Genomic DNA, 23776 nt, shown 5'->3' on the forward strand with positions numbered 1-23776 from the left:
ATGGCATCGCTCCACGTCAAGAAGGGTGACCGCGTCAAGGTCATCTCGGGCAAGGACAAGGGCACCGTCGCTGAGGTGATCGCCGTCGACCCCGCGAACAACCGCGTGACCGTGCAGGGCGTCAACCTCGTCAAGCGGCACCGCCGCGAGTCGCAGACCGCCAACGGCCGTCGCGTCGAGGGCGGCGTCATCACCGTCGAGGCCCCGATCCACGCCTCGAACGTGCAGCTCGTGGTCAAGGTCGACGGCAAGGACGTCCTGACCCGCGTCGGCCACAAGCGCGTCGAGGTCACCAAGCGTCGTCCCGACGGCTCCGAGTACAAGGCCGAGCGCTCCGTGCGTATCGCCCGCAAGACCGGTGAGGAGATCTGATGACCGCCACCGCCACTACCGCCACGATGCCCCGGCTCAAGGCGAAGTACCGCGAGACCATCGTCCCGGCGCTCCAGGAGGAGTTCCAGTACGACAACGTCATGCAGATCCCCGGTCTGGTCAAGATCGTGGTCAACATGGGCGTCGGCGACGCCGCGCGCGACTCGAAGATCATCGAGGGCGCCGTCAAGGACCTCACCGCCATCACCGGCCAGAAGCCGTCGGTGACCAAGGCCCGCAAGTCCATCGCGCAGTTCAAGCTGCGTGAGGGTCAGCCGATCGGCTGCCACGTCACCCTCCGCGGTGACCGCATGTGGGAGTTCGCGGACCGGCTGCTGACGCTGGCGCTGCCCCGTATCCGTGACTTCCGTGGCCTCAACGGCCGCCAGTTCGACGGCCAGGGCAACTACACCTTCGGTCTCAACGAGCAGGTCATGTTCCTCGAGATCGACCAGGACAAGATCGACCGTGTCCGTGGCATGGACATCACCTTCGTGACGTCCGCCACCAACGATGAGGAAGGCCGCGCGCTGCTCAAGCACCTGGGCTTCCCGTTCAAGGCGGTCGACGACCCGAAGAAGCAGAAGTCGAAGCGCGGTCCCGCGTTCTACGGCAAGAAGAAGAAGTGAGCTGACCCATGGCGAAGACAGCACTCAAGGTCAAGCAGGCCCGCAAGCCGAAGTTCGGTGTGCGTGCCTACACCCGCTGCCAGAAGTGCGGCCGACCGCATTCGGTCTACCGCAAGTTCGGACTCTGCCGTATCTGCCTGCGCGAGATGGCCCATGCCGGCGAACTGCCCGGCGTGACCAAGTCGTCCTGGTGACCGGCTCCAGCACACCCACGAATTTCCAGTTGCGCGAGGTCCTGGATTCCAGGAAACCGGCGCGAGAAAGAGGCAACAAGTCATGACGATGACTGATCCGATCGCAGACATGCTGACGCGTCTGCGTAACGCCAACCAGGCGTACCAGGAGTCGACGACCATGCCGTCGTCGAAGATCAAGGTGGGAATCGCCGAGATCCTCAAGGCCAACGGTTACATCGCCAACTACGAGCAGACCGAGGTCGAGGGGCAGGTGGGCAAGGTCCTCAAGGTCACCCTCAAGTACGGCGACTCGCGTGAGCGGTCCATCGCCGGCCTGCGTCGAGTGAGCAAGCCCGGTCTGCGCGTCTACGCGAAGGCCACCGAACTGCCGAAGGTGCTGGGCGGTCTGGGTATCGCCATCATCTCGACGTCGCACGGCCTGTTGACCGACCGTGAAGCCAAGGCCAAGTCCGTGGGCGGCGAAGTACTCGCCTACGTCTGGTGACCGGGCGATAGGTAAGGAGAAACAGAAATGTCGCGTATTGGCAGGCTCCCCATCGCCATCCCGTCCGGTGTCGACGTGGCCCTCGATGGCCGCAAGGTCGATGTCAAGGGCCCCAAGGGCTCACTGACGCTCACCGTGGCCGAACCCATCTCGATCGAGAAGAACGAGGCAGGCCAGCTCGAGGTCAGCCGCCCGAACGACGAGCGCGAGAGTCGCTCGCTGCACGGGCTCACCCGCACGCTGGTCAACAACATGATCGTCGGGGTGACCGAGGGCTACGTCAAGAAGCTCGAGATCGTCGGCGTCGGTTACCGCGTGATCGCCAAGGGCCCGCAGCAGCTCGAGTTCGCGCTCGGCTTCTCGCACCCGGTGGTCATCGACGCCCCCGAGGGCATCACGTTCACCGTCGAGACCCCCACGCGCTTCAGCGTGCAGGGCATCGACAAGCAGCTCGTCGGTGAGACTGCGGCGAACATCCGCAAGCTCCGCAAGCCTGAGCCCTACAAGGGCAAGGGCGTCCGCTACGCGGGCGAGCACGTCCGCCGCAAGGCTGGAAAGGCTGGTAAGTAAGACATGGCCATCTCGCTCAGCAACTCCAAGACGCTGGCCCCCAAGGCGGCGTCCCGCGCCCGTCGGCAGCTGCGTGCCCGCAAGAAGATCAACGGGACGGCCGAGCGCCCCCGCCTGGTCGTCACGCGGTCCACGCGGCACCTCTTCGTGCAGGTGATCGACGACGTCCAGGGTCGTACCCTGGCGTCCGCCTCCACGATGGAAGCCGACCTGCGCGCTCTCGAGGCGGACAAGTCGGACAAGGCGCGCAAGGTCGGCGCCCTGATCGCCGAGCGCGCCAAGGCCGCCGGTGTCGAGCAGGTCGTCTTCGACCGTGCGGGCAACAAGTACCACGGGCGGATCGCGGCCCTGGCCGATGCCGCCCGCGAGGCCGGGCTCGGCTTCTAACACGACGAAAGGAAAGGTTTTTCACGATGAGTGAGACCCAGCAGCGCCGCGGTGGCGGCGCGACCGGTGAGCGTCGTGGCCGTGATGATCGTCGTGGCCAGGCTCCCAAGGAAGAAAGCAAGTACCTCGAGCGCGTGGTGACGATCAACCGAGTCGCCAAAGTGGTCCAGGGCGGTCGTCGCTTCAGCTTCACCGCGCTGGTCGTCGTCGGCGACGGCGAGGGCATGGTCGGCGTGGGCTACGGCAAGGCGAAGGAGGTGCCGGCCGCCATCGCCAAGGGTGTGGAGGAGGCCAAGAAGCACTTCTTCCGCGTGCCGCTGATCCAGCGGACCATCCCGCACCCCGTGCAGGGCGAGAAGGCCGCCGGCGTGGTCATGCTGCGCCCGGCGTCCCCGGGTACCGGTGTCATCGCCGGTGGTTCGGCCCGCGCGGTGCTCGAGTGCGCCGGCGTGCACGACGTGCTCGCCAAGTCGCTCGGCTCGTCCAACGCCATCAACGTGGTGCACGCCACCGTCGATGCGCTCAAGCAGCTCGAGATGCCGGAGTCCGTCGCCAAGCGTCGCGGCCTCCCGGTTGAGGACGTCGCCCCGGCGGCGCTCCTGCGAGCCGCGAAGGAAGAGGTGACGCACTGATGTCGAATCTGAAGATCACCCAGGCAAAGTCTGGGGTGGGTGGCAAGCAGAACCAGCGGGACACGCTGCGGACGCTCGGCCTCGGCAAGATCCGCTCCTCGGTCGTCCGTGAGGACACCCCCGAGGTCCGCGGCATGATCCGCGCCGTCGCCCACCTCGTTACCGTGGAAGAGGTGAAGTGAGATGTCGCTGAAGCTGCATCACCTGCGTCCCGCTCCGGGCGCGAAGACGGAGAAGACCCGCGTCGGTCGCGGTGAGGGCTCCAAGGGCAAGACCGCGGGTCGCGGTACGAAGGGCACCGGTGCGCGTAAGAACGTGCCGCAGAACTTCGAGGGCGGCCAGATGCCGATCCACATGCGCCTGCCGAAGCTGAAGGGGTTCAAGAACCCGTTCCGCGTCGAGTTCCAGGTCGTCAACGTGGGCCGCATCGCCGAGCTGTTCCCGCAGGGCGGGACGGTCGGCGTGGCTGAGCTCGTCGAGGCTGGGGCCGTGCGCTCCGGCCAGCTGGTCAAGGTGCTCGGCAACGGCGACGTCGACGTCAAGCTCGACGTGGCCGCTCACTCGTTCTCCGGCTCCGCCAAGGCGAAGCTCGAGGCCGCGGGCGGTTCCGCCAAGCAGCTCTGACGAGCCGCACACGCACTACTCACCGAGGGGGTGGGTCCGGATCATCCGGGCCCACCCCCTCGGCGTCGTTACGGCCACGCGAGCTGTACGCGCGGCTGTTTGGGCGCCGGTGCGCGCGCTTGGTAGGCTGCCCTGGTTGCCGTGTGCCCTGTGGGGCGCCCGTCGGCTGTGTTCCTCTCGAGATCGAAAGTAGGTCGGATGCTCTCCGCCTTGGCTAACGCGCTGAAGACCCCGGATCTTCGCCGGAAGATCCTCTTCACGCTGGGCATCATCGTCGTGTTCCGTCTGGGATCGACGGTCCCCTCGCCGAACGTGAACATCTCGCGCATCGACCAGTGTCTGGCGTTGGCGCAGCAGGGCGACGCCGCCGGCCTGTACTCGATGATCAACCTGTTCTCGGGCGGTGCGCTGCTGCAGCTGACGATCTTCGCGCTGGGCATCATGCCCTACATCACGGCGTCGATCATCCTGCAGCTGCTGACGGTCGTGATCCCACGCCTGGAGGCCCTCAAGAAGGAGGGCGGCACCGGGCAGCAGAAGATCACCGAGTACACCCGCTACCTGACGCTGGTCCTCGCTGTCCTCAACGCCACCGCGTTCGTGACCCTGGCCCGCACCGGGCAGCTGTTCCAGGGCTGCGACGGCATCCTCTACTCCGATGAGCTGCTGCCGCTCATCACCATGGTGCTCGTCATGACGGCCGGCACCGGCATCATCATGTGGATGGGCGAGCTCATCACCGAGCGCGGCATCGGCAACGGCATGTCGATCCTCATCTTCACCCAGATCGCCGCCAGCTTCCCCTCGGGCCTGTGGTCCATCAAGCAGAGCCACCAGGGCGTGACGGGCTGGGTCCTGTTCTTCCTGGTCATCGGCATCGGCCTGCTGGTCATGCTCGGCATCATCTGGGTCGAGCAGGGGCAGCGCCGCATCCCGGTCCAGTACGCCAAGCGCATGGTCGGGCGCCGCCTCGTCGGCGGTTCCACGACCTACATCCCGCTCAAGGTCAACCAGTCCGGCGTCATCCCCGTCATCTTCGCCTCGTCGATTCTCTACCTGCCGGTGCTGTACTCGACGTTCCGGCCGGACGGTGCGGTGTCGCTGTGGATCCAGCAGAACTTCACCGGGCAGGGCTCCTACTCGTGGGTCTACAACCTCACGCAGTTCGTCCTGATCATCGCCTTCTGCTACTTCTACGTCTCGATCACCTTCAACCCCGAAGAGGTCTCGGACAACATGAAGAAGTACGGCGGCTTCATCCCGGGCATCCGCGCCGGTAAGCCGACCGAGCGGTACCTGGCGTATGTGCTGTCGCGGCTGACGGCGCCGGGCTCGCTGTACCTGGCGACCATCGCGCTGATCCCGACGATCGCCTTCATGGCGGTCGGTGCTCAGCAGAACTTCCCCTTCGGCGGTACCTCGATCCTGATCATCGTGGGCGTCGCGCTGGACACGGTCAAGAAGATCGAGAGCCAGCTGCAGCAGCGCAACTATGAAGGATTCCTGCGATGAGGCTGCTGATCATGGGGGCGCCGGGCGCGGGCAAGGGCACGCAGGCGATTGCGCTGGCCGAGCGGTACGGCGTTCCTGCGATCTCGACCGGCGACATCTTCCGCTACCACATCAAGAACCAGACACCCCTCGGCGTCAAGGTCAAGGCGATCATTGACGCCGGGGAATACGTCCCCGACGACGTGACCGAGGAGATCGTGGCGTCCCGCCTGGCGGAGCCGGACTGCGAGCCGGGCTTCCTGCTCGACGGGTTCCCGCGCACGATGCACCAGGTGCACTTCCTCGACCGCTACCTGGCCGAGCGCGGCCAGCAGCTCGACGCCGTGGTCTCGCTGCACGTCGAGCCGGAGGCCCTCGTCGAGCGGCTGCTCGCGCGTGCCGCGAAGGAGGGCCGAACCGACGACAACTCGGACACCATCCGCCGCCGCATGGAGGTCTACGCCGGCCAGACGGCGCCGCTGCTCTTCCACTACGAGAACAAGGGCCTCCTGGTGGACGTGGAGGGTACCGGCTCCGTGGACGAGGTCCGCGAGCGCATGTTCCAGCTCGTGGACGCGCACACCGCGTGACGATCGAGGTCAAGACCGCGGAGCAGTTGCTCCTCATGCGCCGGGCCGGCCTGGTGGTGGCGGAGGGCCTAGAGGCGATGTGCGGGGCGGCGGCGGTCGGCGTGACCACCGGCGAGCTCGACGCCGTCGGCCGCGAGGTCCTCGCCCGCAATGGGGCCATCTCCTCGTTCCTCAACTACGGCGAGGACTGGGGCAACGGCTTCCCCGGCGTGGCGTGCATCTCCGTCAACGAGGAGCTCGTCCACGGCGTCCCGGGGGAGCGGGTCCTCCGTGACGGTGACGTGGTGTCCATCGACTTCGGCGCCATCGTCGAGGGCTGGCACGGCGACGCCGCCCGGACGATCATCGTGGGTACGCCCGACGAGGCGGACCTCGCGCTCATCGACGCCACGCGCGACGCCATGTGGGCGGGCGCCTTGGCGATGCGGCCGGAGGGCCGGGTCGGCGACGTGTCGCGGGCCATCGAGGAGCACGTCAAGTCGCTGCCGCGCCGCTACGGCACGCTCAAGGAGTACACCGGTCACGGGATCGGCTCCGAGATGCACATGGAGCCCGATGTGCCGAACTGGCACCGGCGCCGCCCCACGCCCCGGCTCACCGTCGGCATGGCGTTGGCCATCGAGCCGATGCTCACCCGGGGCCTGCACCAGACCCTCGAACTCGACGACGGCTGGACCGTGATCAGTCGGGACGGCTCCCGCGGGGCGCACTGGGAGAACACCGTCGCCATCACCGAACGCGGTCTGTGGGTGCTCACGGAGCCTGACGGCGGCGAGGCGTCGCTCGGCGACCGCTTCGGTCCGCTCGCGGACTGAGCGCGCCGGTTGCCGCCGGCCGTATGCTGGGTGCCATGGCGCTTCCTCCGTCCTCGAAGTACCTCCAGCGCGCGGGTGACCCCGTCGACGAGGTCGAGCGCGAGTCCATCACCTCCCGGCTGAACGGCGCCTTCGCCGACGGCCGGATCACCCACGACGAGTACGCGCACGCCATGGATGTCGTCTACGACGCGCGGACCCTCGGCGATCTCGTGCCCGTGGTCGAGCGGCTGCCCGCGGCCGCCACGTCCGTGCCCGCGATCGTCGAGCAGAGCGGTCCCCCCGCCGGAAACGTGACGACGACGCGGGACCTGGTGCCGTTGGCCATCGGCGCGGGCGTGGTCGGGGTCACCCTGACCGCGGTCCTGCTGCTGCTCGTCGTCCTGCTGTTCCTCTGAGCCGGCTCCACCGGCTGACGAGGAGGCGACCAATGATGTGGCAGGCGACCCCGGGCCCCGCCGATGACGCGGCGGTGCCCCGGCACGCCGCGGAGCCGGTCACTGCCGCGCCGCCGTTGGCGATCCGGGTCGGGGCCGCGGCGGTCTCGCTGACGGTGGTGGCCGCCCTGGCCGTCGTCGGCTGGTCGGTGGTCACCGGCAACCCTCGCCAGGCGGCCGAGCCGGCACCGCCGCCCTCCGCGACACCGTCCGCGTCGCCCAGCGTCAGCCCCGCGCCAGGGCCGGACGAGTGGCGGCTCCCGGAGCGGACTTGGGCTCCGCTACCGCCCGCCGATCCGGCCTCCCCGCTGTACGGGGCGCAGAGCACGGCACTCGACGCCCTGAGCCCCGTCGCGCTGGAGGGCTGCCCGACGCCCACCGCACCCGTGGGGGAGGAGCAGTGGCGGCTCGCCGTCGCGGAGCAGTGGACCTGTGTCCACGCGTCGTGGGCCCCCGTGTTCGCCCAGCTGGGCTGGCCGGCGGACCAACCGGCGCTCGAGTTCTTCGCGGGGGAGGGCACCGACAGCGATTGCGGCTACCTCGAGGCGCCGGCGTTCTACTGCGCCTCCGGGTCCGGCCACGTCTACTTCGGCGACGGGCACTACGCGATGGCCACCGCCTGGGTGCTGTCGGTCAACGAGATGGTCAACCACGAGTACGGGCACCACCTGCAGCATCTGTCCGGCGTGACGGCGGCGAAGCTGCAGTCGCCACACAGCGCAGAACTGGAGCGGCGGGCCGAGCTGCAGGCGACCTGCTGGGCGGCCACCATGACCATGCACAACACCGCGCTGGCGTTCGACGACGCCGCGCTGGCCTCCTGGATGGCGCGCCTGGACACCATGCTCGTCGACGGCGTGCACGGGTCCCGGGAGTCGATCCGCTATTGGGGCACTCGCGGCCTCTATGCGGAGACGCTGGGTGACTGCAACACGTGGGTGGTGGCGGCCGACGCGGTCGACTGAGTCAGTGGCGGGCCCCCGCGTCGGACGCGAGCGCGAACGTGCCCCGGGCCCGACGCACTCCCTGCACCGGGTGATCGGGCAGGAGTTCGGCCAGGAAGCCGTAGTCGCGCAGGAGGTACGCGGCCTTGAGGTCGCCGCCCGTGGCCCGGGCCGAGGTGAGGCGCCACCAGTCGGTGATGTCGCCCCAGCCGGGCGCGGCGAGCGACCCGCCGAACTGACGCACCGCCAGTGACGAGCTCAGGCTGGCGAACCGCAGACGGTGTTCCAGGGGCCATCCGGCCAGGGTTCCCAGGATGATCGAGGCGGCGAAGACGTCTCCGGCGCCGGTGGGATCGATGGCGTCGACGGCGACCGCCGGGCAGTACGCCTCCTCGCCCGTTGCCTGGTCGATGGCGAACGACCCGTGGACCCCGTCGGTGACGACGGCCAGCGGGACTCGCTCGGCGAGGCGCCGAACCGCGTCGGTGGGCCGGTCAGTGCGCGTGTAGTGCATCGCCTCGACGGCGTTGGGGGTGAAGGCGTGGCAGTCGTCGAGCAGTCGCAGCACCGCCTGGTCCCACACCCCCGTGTCGTCGAAGCCCACGTCGGCGAAGACGAGCGACCCGCGCTCCTTGAGGGTGTGCCACCAGGACCCGCCCTCCTTGAGGTCGACGGCCACCGCGCGGGCGGCGGGCGCGGCCACGAGCGCAGGTTCCAGGGACTCGGGGAGCGGATGCATGTGCGTGACCATGCTGCGGTCGTCGGCGTAGGCCATCGACACCGTCAGCGCGGAGTGGAAGTTGGGGAACCGCCGCGAGGCGCTGAGATCGATCCGCTCCTGCCCGCTCAGGGTGTCCCACATCCAGTCGGCGTACGTGTCGTCCCCGAACCCCGCCACCAGGCCGGTGCGCAGCCCGAGCCGGGCGGTGGCGGTCGCCAGGTTGGCGATCCCGCCCGGGCAGGACCCCATGCCGGCGCTGTACAGCTCCTCGCCGGGCAGCGGGAGGCGGGGGAGGCCGGTGAAGATCAGGTCGAAGAAGATGGTGCCCGTGGTGAGGACGTCCAGCGGCGGATCCCCGGCCGAGCGCTGAGCCTCGAGCGGGTCCCACGGGGAGCACTCGGCGCAGACGGGGACCTCGTCGTGCGTGTGGTCGTGGTCAGTCATTCCTTGGCCGCCCCTTCCAGCATGCCGGTGATGAAGTAGCGCTGGAGCAGCAGGAAGACGACGATGATGGGCGCGGCGATGATGACGCCCGCGGCCGCGATCAGCGCGTTGTCGGCGGTGTACTGCCCCTTGAAGATGGCCAGCCCGAGCGGGGCGGTGCGCCACTGGGCGCCGGGGCTCATGATCAGCGGGATGAGGAACTCGTTCCACGTCCACATGAACATCAGCACGGCCACGGTCGCGATCGACGGCAGCGACGGCGGGACGACCACGCGCCACAGCGTCCGCATCCCGCCGGCGCCGTCGATGGCAGCCGCCTCGACGAGGTTGGGGGGCAGTGCCCGGAACTGGGCGCGCATCCAGAACGTCCCGAAGGCCACGGACTGGGCGATCTGCGGAAACGCCACCGCCCAGATGGTGTCGGTCAGGCCCAGCGTCCGCAGGTCGAAGAACAGCGGGATGACGATGGCCTCGGCGGGCACCATGAGCCCGAGCAGGAACAGGTAGAACAGGACGGTCGACCCCGGGAAGCGCATGGTCCCGAACGCGTAGCCCGCCAGGATCGACAGCGTCAGCGCCACGGTGACGACCAGGGCTGCGACGAGGAGCGACCGGGTGAGGGCCGCCCCGAAATCGCCGATCCGCCACGCGTCGGCGATGTTGGTCCAGTGGGGCCCCGGCTCCGTCACGCCGTTCTGGGGACCCAGGGCGGTGAGCGCGATCGTCAGGATGGGGAACAGCGCGTAGGCCGCGAACAGCACCAGGATGACGTAGTTGAGGACCTTCTCGCCCGTGCCGACCCTCATCGCCCGACCACCCGCTCCTCGCCGATGCGCGAGATGACGACGTTGATGCCGAACACGAGCATCGTCAGGACGATCGCGACGGCCGACGCCGAGCCGACCTCCTTGAGGTTGAACGCCCGGTTGTAGACCTCATACGAGGGCACCGTCGTGGCGGTTCCCGGGCCGCCCGACGTCGTGACATAGACGAGGTCGAACGTCTTCAGCGCCGCGATGATCGTGAGCACCAGGGCTGTGGTGATTTCGGCCTTGACGCTCGGCAGGCTGATGGCGAAGAACTCGCGCACCGGCCCGGCGCCGTCGAGCCGCGCCGCCTCGTAGAGGTCGTTGGGGATCCTGCCCATCCCGGCGAGGAGGAGCAGCATGACGAGGCCGGTCGACAGCCAGAAGCCGATCATGCCGACGGCGGGCAGGGCGAGGTTCGGATCCCCCAGCCAGCCGCGGGCCAGTTCACCGAGCCCGAGTGCTCGCAGCACGTCGTTGAGCAGGCCCGTCGGGGAGTAGATCTGGTGCCACGCGACGGCGACGACCACCAGGGCGATCACCTGCGGCATGAAGATCACGACGCGGAAGAAGCCGAGGCCACGGACGCGACCACGGCGCAGGATGGCCGCCAGCACCAGCCCGACGACGAGCGGCAGGATCGAATAGAAGACGATCAGCGTCAGCGCGTGGCCGACGGCGTCGCGGAAGCGCCGGTCTCCGAGCAGATCGACGTAGTTGCCGAGCCCGACGAACTCGGAGGGTCCGAAGCCGGGCCAGTCATAGAGCGAGAACTGACCGGCCCGGATCAGGGGATACAACAGGAAGAGTCCGTAGACCAGGAACGCGGGCAGGACGTAGAGGTACGGCGTCATCCGGCGGTGGATGACGGCCGACGGCCTGACCCGCCTCCTGGCGTCAGCCACCGACGAACGCCTGGTAGTCGGCCTCGAAGTCCGCGAGGACGTCCTGGGCGGACTTCTGGCCGCCCAGCACCTCCTGCAGGCCGGTGCCGGCGGTGTCGCTGAACGTCGGTGTCGCGTAGTCGAGGTAGGGCAACAGCGTGCCCTCCTGCGAGACGGTGTCGAACGCCTCGTAGATGTCCTTCTGCACCCCGGACTCGGGCGCGAGTTCCGCGGTCCGCAGCACGGGCATGCCGCCGTTGTCGGCGATGATCTGCATCGCCTCCTCGCTGGTGATGAAGTCGATGTAGGCCGCAGCGGCCGCGACGTTCTTGGCCTTGGCGGGGATCGAGAAGGGGATGCCGGTGCCACCGGTGGTGGCGAGCTTCCCGTCGACGGCCGGGGGAGGGGGCATGAAGCGCAGGTCCTCGCCCATCACGGCCTCCATGTCGGTGGCCAGCCAGGAGCCGCCCGGCAGGAAGACGCCGGTGCCCTGCGTGAACTCCGTCCACGCCGGGTCGTAGTCGAGTCCGTTGGGGGAGGCGCCGAAGTAGCCCTCGGTGCCCCACGTGGCGAACTGCTCCATGGCGGCCACGTTCGCCTCATCGGTCCAGGTGGCGCCCGCGTTGCCCATTCCGAGCTTCACGATGGTCTCCGGCTCGACGTAGTGCGCCTGCAGCGGCCCGAAGACGTGGAGAGCCGGCCATTTCTCGATGTTGCCGAGCACCATCGGCTGCTCGCCGGCGGCCTTGGCCTCGTCGAGCAGCGCCAGGTAGTCCTCCCACGTCGCGGGCGCTTCGGCGCCGAGCGCGTCGAGCTTCTTCTGGGAGTAGAACAGCCCCACGATCTCGCCCGTCTGCGGCAGTCCGTAGAGGTTGCCCTCGCCGAACGTGGTCGCGTCGCCCGAGTAGCGGACCTTGCTCAGCACCGACGCCGGGAAGCGGTCCTCCCAGCCGTACTGGGCGGCGTAGGGGCTGAGATCCACGAGCTGACCGGCCTTGACGAACTGCCCCATGTCACCGCGGGCGTTGTTGACCTGCACCACGTCCGGGACGTCGTTGCCGCTGAGTGCCAGCGACACCTGAGCCTTGAGGTCGTCGAACGACTGGCTCGTACGGTTGACCGTGATGTTGGGGTACTTCTCCTCGAAGGCGGCGATCAGTGCGACGAGGGCGTCGTTCTGGCTCCCGCGCACCTCCTGGTCCCAGACGACCAGCTCGACGTCGCCGAGCTCGGCCGGGTCGGTGCCCTCGGGCGCCGCGCCGGTGGCGCTGCCGGAGGCGCTGGGGGCCGACTCGCCCGGGGCGCACGCCGAGACGACGGCGGCCCCGGCCAGGCCGGCGCCGAGCAGCAGGCGACGACGGGTGATCGGGTGAAGCTTCATGGTCCCTCCTCGGACATCGATATGCGCGATTCTGCCACGACATGCATGGACTTGATCGGTGTCGAGTACATTTTGTGTCCTAGTAAGGGGGAGCGACATGTTGACCGACGTGCGGCACCAGCAGATGGCGGACCTGGTCCGCCGTCGCGGGGCGCTGTCGGTGCAGGAGGCCGCCCGGCACTTCGGCGTGTCGCAGGCGACCGCGCGGCGCGATCTGGATCAGCTGGCCGAGCGCGGCCAACTCGACCGGGTGCGCGGCGGCGCCCGCGCGCCGCGCCACCACATCAGGCCGGAGGCCGACGCGGCGGCCTTCGCCGTCGTGGCCGAGCAGGAGACCGTCGAGAAGCGGGCCATCGGCCGGCGGGCGGCGTCGCTCGTCCGGGACGGCGACGTGGTGGCCCTCGACATCGGGACCACGGTCTTCGCCATGTGCGAGCATCTCCGCGACCGCGACATCACCGTCGTCACCGCCTCACTGGCCGTCGTCCGTGCGCTCGCGGACGCGCCCCGGATCGACCTGGTCGTCATGGGCGGCGTGCTGCGCCCGAACTACGAGTCGCTGGTCGGCGTCCTCACCGAGTCCTGTCTCCGGCAGGTCCGCGTCGACATCGCCTTCCTCGGCGCCTCGGGTGTGCGCCACGACGGCGCGGTCTTGGACTCCACGCCGAGCGAGGTGCCCGTCAAGCGCGCCATGATCGACATCGCGACGCGCGCCTGGCTGCTCGCGGACCACGCGAAGTTCCCCGGCATCGGGTTCCTGGAGGTCGCCCCGGTGTCCGCCTTCGCCGGCCTGATCACGGACCGGGCCCCCCTGCCCACTGACCTGGCACTGTCCCCGGACTCCGACCTGGAGGTCGTCATCGCATGAAACTCGTCATCCTCGGCGGCGGTGGATTCCGCGTCCCGCTCGTCTACGACGCCGTCGCCACCAACGCGCTCGCCGCGGCCGGGCGGCCCGCCGTCGACATCCGGGAGATCGTGTTGCACGACGCGTCGCTCGAGCGGCTCGACGCCATCGCGCGCGTCATCGCCGAGCGCTCGCGGCAGCTGGACCGCCCGCCGGCCGTGCGCGTCACCACGGATCTGCGCGACGCGCTGCGCGGGGCCCACTTCGTCTTCGCCGCCGTCCGCGTCGGTGGAGCGGAGGGGCGGATCGCGGACGAGCGGGTCGCGCTCGACCTCGGCCTCCTCGGCCAGGAGACCATCGGCCCCGGCGGCCTGGCCTACGCCCTGCGCACCATCCCGGTGATGCGCCAGGTGGCCGAGACGATCGCCGATGTCGCGCCCGAGGCCTGGACCATCAACTTCACCAACCCCGCCGGCATCGTCACCGAGGTGATGCGCGGCGTGCTGGGGGACCGGGTGGTCGGCATCTGCGACACCCCCATCGGGCTCGTCCGTCGCGTGTCGCGCCTACTCGGCGTCTCACTCGAACACGACCGGGACCGTGTGGCCTACGACTACGTCGGCCTCAACCACCTTGGCTGGCTGCGCTCGGTGACGGTCGACGGCGTGGACCGCCTGCCGGAGATCCTCGCCTCGGACGAGTTGCTCGACCACATCGAGGAGGCTCGCCTCATCGGCGAGGACTGGGTGCGGGCCGTCGGCGCCCTCCCCAACGAGTACCTCTACTACTACTGGAAGACCGACGAGGCGATCGCGGCCATCAGCGCGGCGGCCCAGACCCGTGGCCAGTTCCTACACGCCCAACAGGGCCGCTTCTACGACGACGCCGCGTGCTGCGCCTCGCCCCTCGACTCCTGGCGGGCCGCTCTCCACGAGCGCGAGGCCACCTACATGGCGGAGGCCCGCGGCGGGGCTGAGGAGAGGCGCGAGGAGGACGTGGCCGGTGGGGGATACCAGGAGGTGGCGCTACGCCTCATGACCGCCCTGGCCACCGGGGAGCCCGAGCGCATGGTCCTCGATGTCGGCAACGGCGCCTCCGGCGGGCGGATCATCCCTGAACTCCCCGACGACCTGGTGGTCGAGGTCGGCTGCGTCGTCGACGGCGACGGCGTGCACCCGCAGCCGGTCGCGCCCGTCAGCCTGCCGCAGCTGGCTCAGATGACGGCCGTGCGCGCCTCCGAGCGGGCCATCGCCGAGGCGGCGCTCACCGGTAGCCGGGAGCGCGCCTGGGAGGGGTTCTCCATCCATCCCCTGGTGTCGTCGCCGCGTCTGGGCCGGCAGCTGGTGGACGGCTATGCCGCGGCGCACCCGGCCATCGGCCGCCTGCTGCGCTGAGGGTCAGTCGGCCGACAGGGATCCGAGGACCGGGTTCCACTCCTCGATGGAGCGCTCCGCGATGAGGTTGGCGGTCCAGAACGGGTCCAGGTCCAGCAGCTGCTCAAGCTCGTCGGCGGAGCCGGCGCGCATGATGAGCAGGGCGCCCGGCAGCTCACTGTCGACGTAGGGGCCGCTCACCACGAGGGGGCCGCCGAGCAGCGTCGACAGGTAGGCGCGGTGGTGGGGCCGCTCGGCGTCGAGGGCCCGGGCGTCGTCGATGTAGGTGTACTGGACGGCGAAGTAGCTCATCCCCCCAGGCTAATGGGAGGGACACCGAGGGGCACCGCGGCCACGCAGGTTTGGTCACGCCGCGACGGCGGGCGTAGAATAGTTGTTCGATACCATCCGGCGCGCACCAGGCGTGCCGTGTGACGAGAGAGAGTACATGGCGAAGAAAGAAGGAGCCCTCGAACTCGAGGGCACCGTGGTCGAGGCCCTGCCCAACGCGATGTTCCGCGTGGAGTTGGCCAACGGCCACAAGGTGCTGACGACCATCAGCGGCAAGATGCGTCAGCACTACATCCGCATCCTGCCGGCCGACCGTGTGGTCGTCGAGCTGTCCCCGTACGACCTGACCCGCGGCCGCATCGTCTACCGGCACAAGTGAGTCGCGCGGCCGAGCGCCCGACGCCGGCCGGAGAGAGGGCACCCCGCACGCGCGGTGGCGCCCTTTTTTCATGCCCGGCGACGACAGAGGCTGATTTGGGGAAGTGTGGGCGTGTCGCGTAAAGTGGTGCGTCGGTCGTCTATGCCCGGACATGCGTGCGTGCCCAGGCCGGCGGCCAAGTCATCCACCACAAGATTGGGGCGCTCGTGCGCTCCCAGTCGCCGATTGAAAAGGTTGCTCGAATGAAGGTTCAGCCGAGCGTCAAGAAGATCTGCGACAAGTGCAAGGTCATCCGCCGGCACGGTCGTGTGATGGTGATCTGCGAGAACCCGCGCCACAAGCAGCGTCAGGGCTGACCGGGGGCTCACGCCCCAGGCACGCAGACCACCGCGGGACGGGTCGATCGCCCACTCCGCCGACAACTGAAAGCAACGTGATCGCAAGGATCTCCTCCGCGGAGATTCCCACCCTTGGACGAAGGCCAAGGCCCCGTCGGTGCCAGCAGGCACCACAGGCGGCGGGGACGCGTCACGCCACACACCTTCGCGGTCCGCGACCGGGCTCCAGAGTGAGTCAGGACCGACATTTCTAGAAAGGTAACCGCCTGATGGCACGCCTCGTTGGTGTCGACCTGCCGCGCGACAAGCGCTTGGAGGTCGCCCTCACCTACATCTTCGGCGTCGGGAAGACCCGCGCCGCCGAGACCCTCGCTGCTACCGGGATCAGTGGAGACGTCCGAGTCCACCAGCTCACCGAGGACCAGCTCGTCGCCCTGCGCGACCACATCGAAGGCAACTACGAGATCGAGGGTGACCTCCGTCGCACCGTTGCCGCCGACATCCGCCGCAAGATCGAGATCGGCAACTACCAGGGCCGTCGCCACCGCAGTGGTCTGCCGGTTCGTGGTCAGCGCACGCGCACCAATGCGCGCACCCGCAAGGGCAAGAAGAAGGCCGTCGCTGGCAAGAAGAAGGCGCGCTGATCCGCGCCCCTCGTTGAGGACTTAAGGAGACTTCATGGCTACTGCAAGCCGTAAGGCGGCCGCCAAGACCAAGGTGCGCCGCAAGGAGAAGAAGAATGTGCTCGCCGGTCAGGCGCATATCAAGAGCACGTTCAACAACACCATCATCTCGATCACCGATCCGACCGGCGCCGTCATCTCGTGGGCGTCCGCCGGCACCGTCGGCTTCAAGGGCTCGCGCAAGTCGACCCCGTTCGCCGCGCAGATGGCCGCCGAGGCCGCCGGCCGTCGCGCGATGGAGCACGGCATGAAGCGTGTCGACGTGTTCGTCAAGGGCCCCGGCTCCGGCCGTGAGACCGCGATCCGCTCGCTGGGCGCCGTCGGCCTCGAGGTCGGCGCGATCTCAGACGTGACCCCGACGCCGCACAACGGCTGCCGCCCGCCCAAGCGTCGTCGCGTCTGATCGCCCGAGAGAAGAAGGACTAGCAATTATGGCTCGTTACACCGGCCCTTTGACCAAGAAGTCCCGTCGTCTCGGGACCGACCTGGTCGGCAATGACAAGGCGTTCGAGCGCCGTCCGTACCCCCCGGGTATGCACGGCCGCGGACGCACCAAGGATTCTGAGTACTCGCTGCAACTCAAGGAGAAGCAGAAGGCTCGTTTCGCGTACGGCGTGCTGGAGAAGCAGTTCCGCCGCTACTACGAGGAGGCCGACCGGCATCCGGGCAAGACGGGTGACCGTCTGCTCCAGATCCTGGAGTCGCGTCTCGACAACGTCGTGTACCGCTCGGGCTTCGCGTCCACGCGTCGGCAGGCCCGCCAGCTTGTCGTCCACGGCCACTTCCTGGTCAACGGCCAGCGCGTGAACATCCCGTCGTACCGCGTGCGCGCCCACGACATCATCGACGTCGCCGAGAAGTCCATGAACCTCGCGCCGTTCGTGATTGCGCGGGAGACCCACCACGAGCGCTCCGTTCCGGGGTGGCTCGAGGCGCGTCCGAACCGCATGCGCATCCTCGTGCACCAGCTCCCCGTCCGCGAGCAGATCGTCGTGGATGTCCAGGAGCAGATGATCGTCGAGCTCTACTCAAAGTAACCACTGTGCGGCCGCGGGCCGGTCGGGAACACCGGCCGGGCCGACGCCGCGGGCCGTCAGGCCACCGTTCGCGCCATCAGATAGCGGTTGGCGCGGGAAGGAACCCTCATGCTCATCGCACAGCGTCCCACCCTCTCCGAGGAAGTCGTCTCGGACTACCGGTCGCGGTTCATCATCGAGCCGCTGGAGCCGGGCTTCGGCTACACCCTCGGCAACTCGCTGCGTCGCACCCTGCTGTCGTCCATCCCGGGCGCGGCCGTGACCAGCATCAAGGTCGAGGGCAACCAGCACGAGTTCTCCACCGTCGAAGGTGTCGTCGAAGACGTCACCGAGATCATCCTCAACCTCAAGGGCCTCGTGCTCTCGTCGGAGGAGGACGAGCCGGTGGTCATGTACCTCCGCAAGGCCGGCGCGGGTGCCGTCACCGCTGGTGACATCCAGCCCCCCGCAGGCGTGGAGATCCACAACCCCGAGCTGCACATCGCCACCCTCGGCGACAACGGCAAGCTCGAGATGGAACTCGTCGTGGAGCGCGGCCGCGGCTACGTCTCCAGCGTGCAGAACAAGGACCCGGAGGCCGAGATCGGCCGCATCCCGGTGGACTCGATCTACTCGCCGGTGCTCAAGGTGACGTACAAGGTCGAGGCCACCCGTGTCGCGCAGCGCACGGACTTCGACCGCCTCATCGTCGATGTCGAGACCAAGCCCTCGATCGCCCCGCGTGACGCGGTGGCCTCGGCCGGGCGCACCCTCGTCGAGCTGTTCGGCCTCGCCCGGGAGCTCAACGTCGACGCCGAGGGCATCGAGATCGGCCCGTCCCCCGTGGACGAGCAGATCGCCGAGTCGCTCAACCTCCCCGTCGAGGATCTGGAACTCTCGGTGCGCTCGTACAACTGCCTCAAGCGTGAAGGCATCCACACCGTCGGTGAGCTCGTCGCCCGCAGCGAAGAGGATCTGCTCGACATCCGCAACTTCGGTTCCAAGTCGATCGACGAGGTCAAGGAGACCCTCGCCGGCCTCGGTCTGGCGCTTCGTGACTCGCAGCCGGGCTTCGACCCGCTGCAGGCCATCGAGCGGTACGACGAGGACAACGACGAGGACGGCGACTTCGCCGAGACCGAGCAGTACTGACCGCCCACCACCCGAGAATCCTGGAGATCCACAGCAATGCCCAAGCCAACCAAGGGCGCTCGTCTGGGCGGCAGCCCCACCCACGAGCGCATCATCCTGCGCAACCTGGCCACCCAGCTCTTCGAGCACGGCCGCATCACCACCACCGAGACCCGCGCCCGCCGCGTCCAGCCGCTGGCCGAGAAGCTCATCACCAAGGCGAAGCGGGGTGACCTCCACTCGCGCCGCCTGGTGCTCAGCTCCATCACGGACAAGGAGGTCGTCCGCCACCTGTTCGACGACATCGCGCCGTCGCTCGAGGGCCGCGAGGGTGGCTACACCCGGATCACGAAGATCGGCAACCGTAAGGGTGACAACGCCCCGCTGGCCCTGATCGAGATCATCACCGAGGCGGTGACCCCGAAGCCGAAGGCAGCCGCCCCGGCCCAGGAGAAGCCCGCGGCCGTCGAGACCGAGGCTGAGGCCGAGGAGACCGAGGCGCCCGCCGACGAGGCTGAGGTCGCCGACGCCGAGGCCACCGAGGAGGAGACGGCCGAGGAGGCCGCCGCCGACGAGGACGCCAAGTAAGAACGCTGTACGCGAGGAGGGCCCCCATGGGGCCCTCCTTTCGTTGTGGGGACCTTGGTTTCCGCGGCGGCGACGCTCGCAGATAAGGTGTGAGCCACGTTCGAGAAGGAGACGACGATGTTGCGACGTGCAGTCACGGGAGCGGCCCTGGCCGCGGCCCTGCTGATGGCCGGCTGCGGGACCAGTGCCGAGCCCACCGCCACCACCCCGGCGGCCACCGGTACCGAGGAGAAGCCGTCGGTGTCGGTCGGTGCCGTCACCATCGTGTCCCACCCGTCGCTGGACGCCGTGTACGAGGGCATCAAGGAGGGCCTGGCGGACGCGGGCTACGTCGACGGAGAGAACCTCACGCTCGAGTTCCAGAACCCGCAGGGGGATCAGGCGACCCTCACCAACATCGCCAACACCTACGCCGCCTCCGACCACGACATCTTCGTGGCGCTCGCGACGCCCCCGGCGCAGGCCCTGGCGCAGGTCATCCAGGACCGACCCATCGTGTTCGCGTCGGTCACGGACCCCGTCGCGGCCGGCCTGGTCGACGACCTCGAGGCACCGGGGGCTAACGTGACCGGCACCAGCGACCAGCTGCCCACCGACAGACAGCTCCAGGTCATCCAGCAGATCCTGCCCGACGTCGAGACCGTGGGGATCGTGTACTCCTCGGCCGAGGTCAACGCGCAGGTGCAGGCCGAGGCCGCGATCGAGGCCGGCAAGGAGCTCGGCATCGAGGTCCTCACCGCCACTATCACCAACTCGTCCGAGGTGCAGCAGGCGGCCGAGTCGCTCGACGTCGACGCCTACTTCGTCGTGGTCGACAACACCGTCGTCTCCGCGATGGAGTCCATGGTGCAGGTGGCCGAACAGCGGCAGCGTCTCCTCGTGACGTCCGACCCCGACTCGGTGCAGCGCGGCGCCGCCGCGGCGCTCGCGACGGACTACCGGGCGCAGGGGGTGCAGACCGCGGGAATGATCGCGCGCATCATCGAGGGCGCGGACCCGGCCTCGACCCCCGTCGAGTTCGCCGAGTCGCTCGAGCTGTCGGTCAATCCCGCCGCCGCGGAGCGCATGGGCGTCACCCTGCCCGACGAGGTGCTCGAGCAGGCCGCGACCACCTACTGACCCGAGCGCGGCGCCCCCGGGCGCACTCACTACTCTTAGCCCAGCGAACCCGCCCCCCCCCAAGGAGAATCATGAAGCTCAAGGCCCTCGCGCTCGGCGCCGTCGGAACCCTCGCCCTCACCGCGTGTGGCGGCGCGTCCCCGGCGGACACCTCGTCGGCTCCGGCCGCCACCTCGTCGGCCGCGAGCTCGGCCGCCGAGACCACCGGCGGCGCTCCCGAGTCGATCAAGGTCGGCGTCGCGACGATCGTCGCGCACCCCGCGCTCGATGCGGCGCAGCAGGGCTTCATCGACGCCCTCGCGGAGGCGGGCTACGTCGAGGGTGAGAACGCCGAGTTCGATCTCCAGAACGCCCAGGGCGACCAGTCGACCCTGACCAACATCGCCAACACCTTCGCCTCGTCGGACTACGACGGCTTCCTCGCCATCGCCACCCCGACCGCGCAGGCGCTGGCCAACGTCGTCACCGACCGGCCCATCGTGTTCGCGGCCGTCACCGACCCCGTCGCCGCCGGTCTGGTCAGCTCGTGGGAGGCGCCCGACGCCAACATCACCGGTGTCTCGGACCTCAACCCGATGAAGGAGCAGCTCGAGCTCATCAAGGAGGCGCTGCCCGAGGTCGCCACCGTCGGCATCGTCTACTCCTCCGGCGAGGTGAACTCCGAAGTCCAGGTCGCCGAGGCCGAGGAGGCCGCCGCCGAGCTGGGCATCGAGATCCGCTCCGCGACCGTCACCAACTCCGCCGAGGTGCAGCAGGCCGGTGAGTCGCTGGACGTCGACGCCTACCTCATCCCGACCGACAACACCGTGGTGTCGGCCGCCGAGTCGCTCATCCAGGTGGCCGAGCAGAAGCAGGTCCCGGTCTTCGCCTCCGACGAGTCGACGATGGAGCGCGGCGCCGCCGCCGGCCTCTCGGTCAACTACACCCAGCAGGGCAAGGACGCCGCCGCGGTGTTCCTGCAGCTGCTCGAGGGCACCCCGGCGTCGGACATCCCGGTCGAGACGCAGAAGCAGTTCGACCTGTTCGTCAACGTGGCGGCCGCCGAGAAGCAGGGCCTGACGCTGCCCGAGGCCATCGTCTCGCGCGCCACCAAGCAGTTCTGAGGTTCGACACACCCATGATCATCGCGCTGGAGATCGGTCTCCTCTACGCCGTCATGGCGTTGGGGGTGTACCTCACCTATCGGGTGCTGGACTTCCCGGACCTGACGGTGGACGGGTCGTTCACGACGGGGGCCGCGACGTCGGCGATCCTGCTCGTCAACGGCGTCGCGATCCCTTTCGCGATGATCGCGGGCGTGGTGGCCGGCATGGTCGCCGGCGCCGTCACGGGCTTGCTGCACGTCTGGGGCAAGATCAACCCGCTCCTGGCAGGCATCCTCACGCAGATCGCGCTGTACTCCATCAACCTGCGGATCATGGGCAACAAGGCCAACGTGCCGCTACTGCGCCAGGAGACGTTGTTCTCCGAGCTCCGCGCAGACCGGTTGCTGGGCACCTGGTTCTCCGTCGCGGTGTTCGCCGTCGTGGTGCTGGTGATCGGCGCCCTCGTCTACTGGTTCCTGGGCACCAGTTACGGCGTCGCGATGCGCGCCACGGGTGACAACGAGCTGATGGCGCAGTCGCAGGGCATCAACACCGGCACCACCAAGATCGTGGGGCTCATGCTGTCCAACGGTCTGGTGGCGCTCTGCGGCACCCTCGTGGCCCAGTACCAGGGCTTCTCGGACATCTCGATGGGCATCGGTCTCATCGTCGCGGGCCTGGCCTCCGTCATCGTCGGGCAGGCGATCTTCGGGATGACGGCCGTCTGGCAGGCCGTCACGGCGGCGGCGCTGGGCTCCGTCATCTACCGCGGCGTGATCCAGATCGCGCTCAACAACGGCTTCAACCCCAACGACATGAAGCTCATCTCCGCCGTGCTCGTCGTCCTCGCCCTCGTGCTGCCGGCCTGGGGACCGCTGCGGCGCCTCCGGGTCCAGCGACGGCGCGCGAAGGCGATCCCGGAAGGGGCGGCCGCCTGATGCTGACGCTGACGACCATCACCAAGCGGTTCTTCCCCGGGACCGTCAACGAGCGGGTCGCGCTCGACGACCTCACCCTCACACTGCACGAGGGGGACTTCGTCACCGTGATCGGCTCCAACGGGGCCGGGAAGTCGACGATGCTCAACGTGGTCGCCGGGCGCTACCTGCCTGAGGGCGGGCGGGTGGTCATCGACGGCTCGGACGTGACGCGCATGCCCGAGCACCGGCGCGCCCGGTGGGTGGCGCGGGTCTTCCAGGACCCGATGGCGGGCACGTCGCCGCACCTGACCATCGAGGAGAACCTGGCCATCGCCTTCGAACGCGGCAAGCGCCGCGGACTGGGCATGGCGGTGACGAAGCCCAAGCGGGCCATCTTCCGCGAGGCGCTGACCACGCTCGAGCTCGGCCTGGAGGATCGGCTGGAGATGCGCGTGGGGATGCTGTCGGGCGGGCAGCGGCAGGCGCTCAGCCTGCTCATGGCCACGTACGCGCAGCCGTCGATCCTGCTGCTGGATGAGCACACCGCTGCGCTGGACCCGTCGCGTGCCGAGCTGATCACGCGCCTCACGGGCGAGGCGGTCGCCCGCCACCGGCTCACGACCCTCATGGTCACCCACAACATGCACCAGGCCATCGAGCTGGGCAACCGCCTCATCATGATGCACGAGGGCCGGATCGTCCTCGAGGTGGACGAGGCGGAGAAAAAGACCATCACGGCGGAGCGGCTGCTCGAGGAGTTCTCGAAGATCAAGGGCGCCAGCCTGGCCGACCGCACGCTGCTCGACTGAGCCCGCACACGAACGACGGAGCCCCGGGGATCATCTCCCCGGGGCCCCGTCGCGTGCGTCGGGTCAGACGAGACCGGCGGAGGCGGCCTTCGCCCGGGCGAAGCGCTCGGTGACGTCGGTCCAGTTGACGACGTTCCACCAGGCGGTGACGTAGTCACCCTTGACGTTCTTGTACTGCAGGTAGAAGGCGTGCTCCCACATGTCGAGCTGCAGCAGCGGGATCTGCCCCGCCGGCAGGTTGCCCTGCTGGTCGAACAGCTGGTTGATGTTCATCCGCTGGCCCAGCGTGTCCCACACGAGCATCGACCAGCCGGAGCCCTGGATGCCGTTGGCGACGGCGTTGAAGTGCTTCTGGAACGCGTCGAAGCTGCCGAAGTACTCATCGATCGCGGAGGCGAGCTCGCCGTCGGGGCGGCCGCCGCCGTCGGGCGACATGTTCTTCCAGAACACTGAGTGGTTGATGTGGCCGCCGAGGTGGAACGCGGCGTCCTTGCTCAGCTTGTTGACCGCTCCGAGGTCGCCCTTCTCGCGGGCGGCGGCGAGCTGCTCGAGCGCGTCGTTGATGCCCTTGACGTAGGCGGCATGGTGCTTGCTGTGGTGCAGCTCCATGATCTCCGGGGCGATGTGGGGGGCCAGTGCCCCATAGTCGTAGTCGAGGTCCGGGAGGGTGTAGGTCATAGCTCACTCCTTGCAGCTGAGGACTCGCGCCGGTGGGCGCGCTGACAGTGTCATCCTATGCGCGATCTGTAGTTCGTGGTTCAACCATCAGGCGTTCGGTGGTCCGCTGAG

33 protein-coding genes are annotated in these 23776 nt (G+C 68.8%); 27 read left to right on the forward strand and 6 right to left on the reverse strand.

What is annotated here, in order from left to right; genetic code table 11:
- The 14 genes from rplX (at position 1) to ACFQPD_RS00610 (ending at position 8193) form a co-directional block, all read left to right on the forward strand.
- A complete protein-coding gene (rplX, locus tag ACFQPD_RS00545) occupies positions 1-372 on the forward strand; it encodes a 50S ribosomal protein L24 (protein ID WP_068749475.1) in 372 nt (123 codons plus the stop codon).
- Positions 372-1001: a 50S ribosomal protein L5 gene (rplE, locus tag ACFQPD_RS00550; protein WP_385897313.1), complete on the forward strand. Its 630-nt coding sequence runs from the start codon at positions 372-374 to the stop codon at positions 999-1001. The genes rplX and rplE overlap by 1 nt, the downstream gene beginning before the upstream one ends.
- An 8-nt stretch (positions 1002-1009) precedes the next feature.
- On the forward strand, positions 1010-1195 hold the full coding sequence (locus ACFQPD_RS00555) for a type Z 30S ribosomal protein S14 (RefSeq protein ID WP_068749473.1): 186 nt from the start codon (positions 1010-1012) through the stop codon (positions 1193-1195).
- Between the two features lie 82 nt (positions 1196-1277).
- Entirely contained in the window at positions 1278-1682 is a 405-nt protein-coding gene (gene rpsH / locus ACFQPD_RS00560; RefSeq protein ID WP_068749472.1) for a 30S ribosomal protein S8, read from the forward strand.
- 27 nt (positions 1683-1709) lie between these two features.
- On the forward strand, positions 1710-2252 hold the full coding sequence (gene rplF, locus ACFQPD_RS00565; protein WP_385897316.1) for a 50S ribosomal protein L6: 543 nt from the start codon (positions 1710-1712) through the stop codon (positions 2250-2252).
- Positions 2253-2255: 3 nt separating this feature from the next.
- Positions 2256-2639: a 50S ribosomal protein L18 gene (rplR, locus tag ACFQPD_RS00570; protein ID WP_385897318.1), complete on the forward strand. Its 384-nt coding sequence runs from the start codon at positions 2256-2258 to the stop codon at positions 2637-2639.
- A 26-nt stretch (positions 2640-2665) separates the two neighbouring features.
- Positions 2666-3271 (forward strand): 30S ribosomal protein S5, encoded by a 606-nt coding sequence (gene rpsE, locus ACFQPD_RS00575; RefSeq protein ID WP_068749469.1) that lies wholly within the window; start codon positions 2666-2668, stop codon positions 3269-3271.
- Positions 3271-3453: a 50S ribosomal protein L30 gene (gene rpmD, locus ACFQPD_RS00580; protein ID WP_068749468.1), complete on the forward strand. Its 183-nt coding sequence runs from the start codon at positions 3271-3273 to the stop codon at positions 3451-3453. The genes rpsE and rpmD overlap by 1 nt, the downstream gene beginning before the upstream one ends.
- A 1-nt stretch (position 3454) precedes the next feature.
- Positions 3455-3895 (forward strand): 50S ribosomal protein L15, encoded by a 441-nt coding sequence (rplO, locus tag ACFQPD_RS00585; protein WP_068749467.1) that lies wholly within the window; start codon positions 3455-3457, stop codon positions 3893-3895.
- A gap of 198 nt (positions 3896-4093) precedes the next feature.
- Positions 4094-5407, forward strand: coding sequence for a preprotein translocase subunit SecY (secY, locus tag ACFQPD_RS00590; protein ID WP_068749466.1), 1314 nt, complete (start codon positions 4094-4096; stop codon positions 5405-5407).
- Positions 5404-5976 carry an adenylate kinase gene (locus tag ACFQPD_RS00595; RefSeq protein WP_385897321.1) on the forward strand — a complete coding sequence of 191 codons (573 nt, stop codon included), beginning with the start codon at positions 5404-5406 and terminating at the stop codon, positions 5974-5976. Before secY ends, ACFQPD_RS00595 begins: the two co-directional genes overlap by 4 nt.
- A complete protein-coding gene (gene map / locus ACFQPD_RS00600) occupies positions 5973-6791 on the forward strand; it encodes a type I methionyl aminopeptidase (protein WP_385897323.1) in 819 nt (272 codons plus the stop codon). Before ACFQPD_RS00595 ends, map begins: the two co-directional genes overlap by 4 nt.
- Positions 6792-6826: 35 nt before the next feature.
- Positions 6827-7189: a DUF1707 domain-containing protein gene (locus tag ACFQPD_RS00605; protein WP_068749464.1), complete on the forward strand. Its 363-nt coding sequence runs from the start codon at positions 6827-6829 to the stop codon at positions 7187-7189.
- Between the two features lie 32 nt (positions 7190-7221).
- The gene (locus ACFQPD_RS00610) at positions 7222-8193 is read left to right on the forward strand and encodes a neutral zinc metallopeptidase (protein WP_385897327.1); all 972 of its coding nucleotides are present in this window, start codon (positions 7222-7224) and stop codon (positions 8191-8193) included.
- A 1-nt stretch (position 8194) separates the two neighbouring features.
- Here the strand turns inward: ACFQPD_RS00610 and ACFQPD_RS00615 are convergent, their stop codons facing one another.
- The 4 genes from ACFQPD_RS00615 to ACFQPD_RS00630 are packed head-to-tail and all read right to left on the reverse strand — an operon-like array spanning position 8195 to position 12408.
- Positions 8195-9337 (reverse strand): carbohydrate kinase family protein, encoded by a 1143-nt coding sequence (locus tag ACFQPD_RS00615; protein ID WP_385897329.1) that lies wholly within the window; start codon positions 9335-9337, stop codon positions 8195-8197.
- Positions 9334-10143 carry a carbohydrate ABC transporter permease gene (locus ACFQPD_RS00620; RefSeq protein ID WP_078920183.1) on the reverse strand — a complete coding sequence of 270 codons (810 nt, stop codon included), beginning with the start codon at positions 10141-10143 and terminating at the stop codon, positions 9334-9336. Before ACFQPD_RS00620 ends, ACFQPD_RS00615 begins: the two co-directional genes overlap by 4 nt.
- A complete protein-coding gene (locus tag ACFQPD_RS00625) occupies positions 10140-11048 on the reverse strand; it encodes a carbohydrate ABC transporter permease (protein WP_385897331.1) in 909 nt (302 codons plus the stop codon). The genes ACFQPD_RS00620 and ACFQPD_RS00625 overlap by 4 nt, the downstream gene beginning before the upstream one ends.
- A complete protein-coding gene (locus tag ACFQPD_RS00630; RefSeq protein WP_385897333.1) occupies positions 11041-12408 on the reverse strand; it encodes an extracellular solute-binding protein in 1368 nt (455 codons plus the stop codon). Before ACFQPD_RS00630 ends, ACFQPD_RS00625 begins: the two co-directional genes overlap by 8 nt.
- A gap of 97 nt (positions 12409-12505) precedes the next feature.
- On the opposite strand from ACFQPD_RS00630, the gene ACFQPD_RS00635 reads away from it, so the two are divergent.
- Together ACFQPD_RS00635 and ACFQPD_RS00640 are read left to right on the forward strand one after the other, a co-directional pair.
- Positions 12506-13276 carry a DeoR/GlpR family DNA-binding transcription regulator gene (locus ACFQPD_RS00635; RefSeq protein ID WP_385897335.1) on the forward strand — a complete coding sequence of 257 codons (771 nt, stop codon included), beginning with the start codon at positions 12506-12508 and terminating at the stop codon, positions 13274-13276.
- A complete protein-coding gene (locus ACFQPD_RS00640) occupies positions 13273-14649 on the forward strand; it encodes a 6-phospho-beta-glucosidase (protein WP_385897338.1) in 1377 nt (458 codons plus the stop codon). The genes ACFQPD_RS00635 and ACFQPD_RS00640 overlap by 4 nt, the downstream gene beginning before the upstream one ends.
- A 3-nt stretch (positions 14650-14652) precedes the next feature.
- Here the strand turns inward: ACFQPD_RS00640 and ACFQPD_RS00645 are convergent, their stop codons facing one another.
- Positions 14653-14940 (reverse strand): YciI family protein, encoded by a 288-nt coding sequence (locus ACFQPD_RS00645; protein WP_068749456.1) that lies wholly within the window; start codon positions 14938-14940, stop codon positions 14653-14655.
- 136 nt (positions 14941-15076) lie between these two features.
- Here ACFQPD_RS00645 and infA point away from each other — a divergent pair, with 136 nt between their 5' ends.
- The 11 genes from infA (at position 15077) to ACFQPD_RS00700 (ending at position 22987) form a co-directional block, all read left to right on the forward strand.
- On the forward strand, positions 15077-15298 hold the full coding sequence (gene infA, locus ACFQPD_RS00650; protein WP_068749455.1) for a translation initiation factor IF-1: 222 nt from the start codon (positions 15077-15079) through the stop codon (positions 15296-15298).
- A 242-nt stretch (positions 15299-15540) separates the two neighbouring features.
- Positions 15541-15654, forward strand: a complete 114-nt coding sequence (rpmJ, locus tag ACFQPD_RS00655) for a 50S ribosomal protein L36 (protein ID WP_020575560.1) — start codon at positions 15541-15543, stop codon at positions 15652-15654.
- A gap of 251 nt (positions 15655-15905) precedes the next feature.
- Positions 15906-16280 carry a 30S ribosomal protein S13 gene (gene rpsM / locus ACFQPD_RS00660; protein WP_385897344.1) on the forward strand — a complete coding sequence of 125 codons (375 nt, stop codon included), beginning with the start codon at positions 15906-15908 and terminating at the stop codon, positions 16278-16280.
- A gap of 34 nt (positions 16281-16314) precedes the next feature.
- The gene (gene rpsK / locus ACFQPD_RS00665) at positions 16315-16722 is read left to right on the forward strand and encodes a 30S ribosomal protein S11 (RefSeq protein ID WP_068749453.1); all 408 of its coding nucleotides are present in this window, start codon (positions 16315-16317) and stop codon (positions 16720-16722) included.
- A gap of 28 nt (positions 16723-16750) precedes the next feature.
- Positions 16751-17356 carry a 30S ribosomal protein S4 gene (rpsD, locus tag ACFQPD_RS00670; protein WP_385897346.1) on the forward strand — a complete coding sequence of 202 codons (606 nt, stop codon included), beginning with the start codon at positions 16751-16753 and terminating at the stop codon, positions 17354-17356.
- 108 nt (positions 17357-17464) lie between these two features.
- The gene (locus tag ACFQPD_RS00675; protein WP_068749451.1) at positions 17465-18487 is read left to right on the forward strand and encodes a DNA-directed RNA polymerase subunit alpha; all 1023 of its coding nucleotides are present in this window, start codon (positions 17465-17467) and stop codon (positions 18485-18487) included.
- A 36-nt stretch (positions 18488-18523) separates the two neighbouring features.
- Positions 18524-19054 (forward strand): 50S ribosomal protein L17, encoded by a 531-nt coding sequence (gene rplQ / locus ACFQPD_RS00680; RefSeq protein WP_068749450.1) that lies wholly within the window; start codon positions 18524-18526, stop codon positions 19052-19054.
- A 117-nt stretch (positions 19055-19171) separates the two neighbouring features.
- Complete coding sequence (locus tag ACFQPD_RS00685; RefSeq protein ID WP_385897349.1) at positions 19172-20173, forward strand: ABC transporter substrate-binding protein; 1002 nt, start codon at positions 19172-19174, stop codon at positions 20171-20173.
- Between the two features lie 71 nt (positions 20174-20244).
- Positions 20245-21276 (forward strand): ABC transporter substrate-binding protein, encoded by a 1032-nt coding sequence (locus ACFQPD_RS00690; protein WP_385897352.1) that lies wholly within the window; start codon positions 20245-20247, stop codon positions 21274-21276.
- Positions 21277-21290: 14 nt separating this feature from the next.
- Positions 21291-22196, forward strand: coding sequence for an ABC transporter permease (locus ACFQPD_RS00695; RefSeq protein ID WP_385897355.1), 906 nt, complete (start codon positions 21291-21293; stop codon positions 22194-22196).
- The gene (locus ACFQPD_RS00700) at positions 22196-22987 is read left to right on the forward strand and encodes an ABC transporter ATP-binding protein (protein WP_385897356.1); all 792 of its coding nucleotides are present in this window, start codon (positions 22196-22198) and stop codon (positions 22985-22987) included. The genes ACFQPD_RS00695 and ACFQPD_RS00700 overlap by 1 nt, the downstream gene beginning before the upstream one ends.
- 63 nt (positions 22988-23050) lie before the next feature.
- Here ACFQPD_RS00700 and ACFQPD_RS00705 read toward each other — a convergent pair whose 3' ends face one another.
- Complete coding sequence (locus tag ACFQPD_RS00705) at positions 23051-23665, reverse strand: superoxide dismutase (protein WP_385897359.1); 615 nt, start codon at positions 23663-23665, stop codon at positions 23051-23053.
- Positions 23666-23776 lie beyond the last annotated feature (111 nt).

The sequence above is a fragment of the Tessaracoccus sp. O5.2 genome, assembly GCF_964266725.1.
GTDB lineage: Bacteria > Actinomycetota > Actinomycetes > Propionibacteriales > Propionibacteriaceae > Arachnia > Arachnia lapidicapta.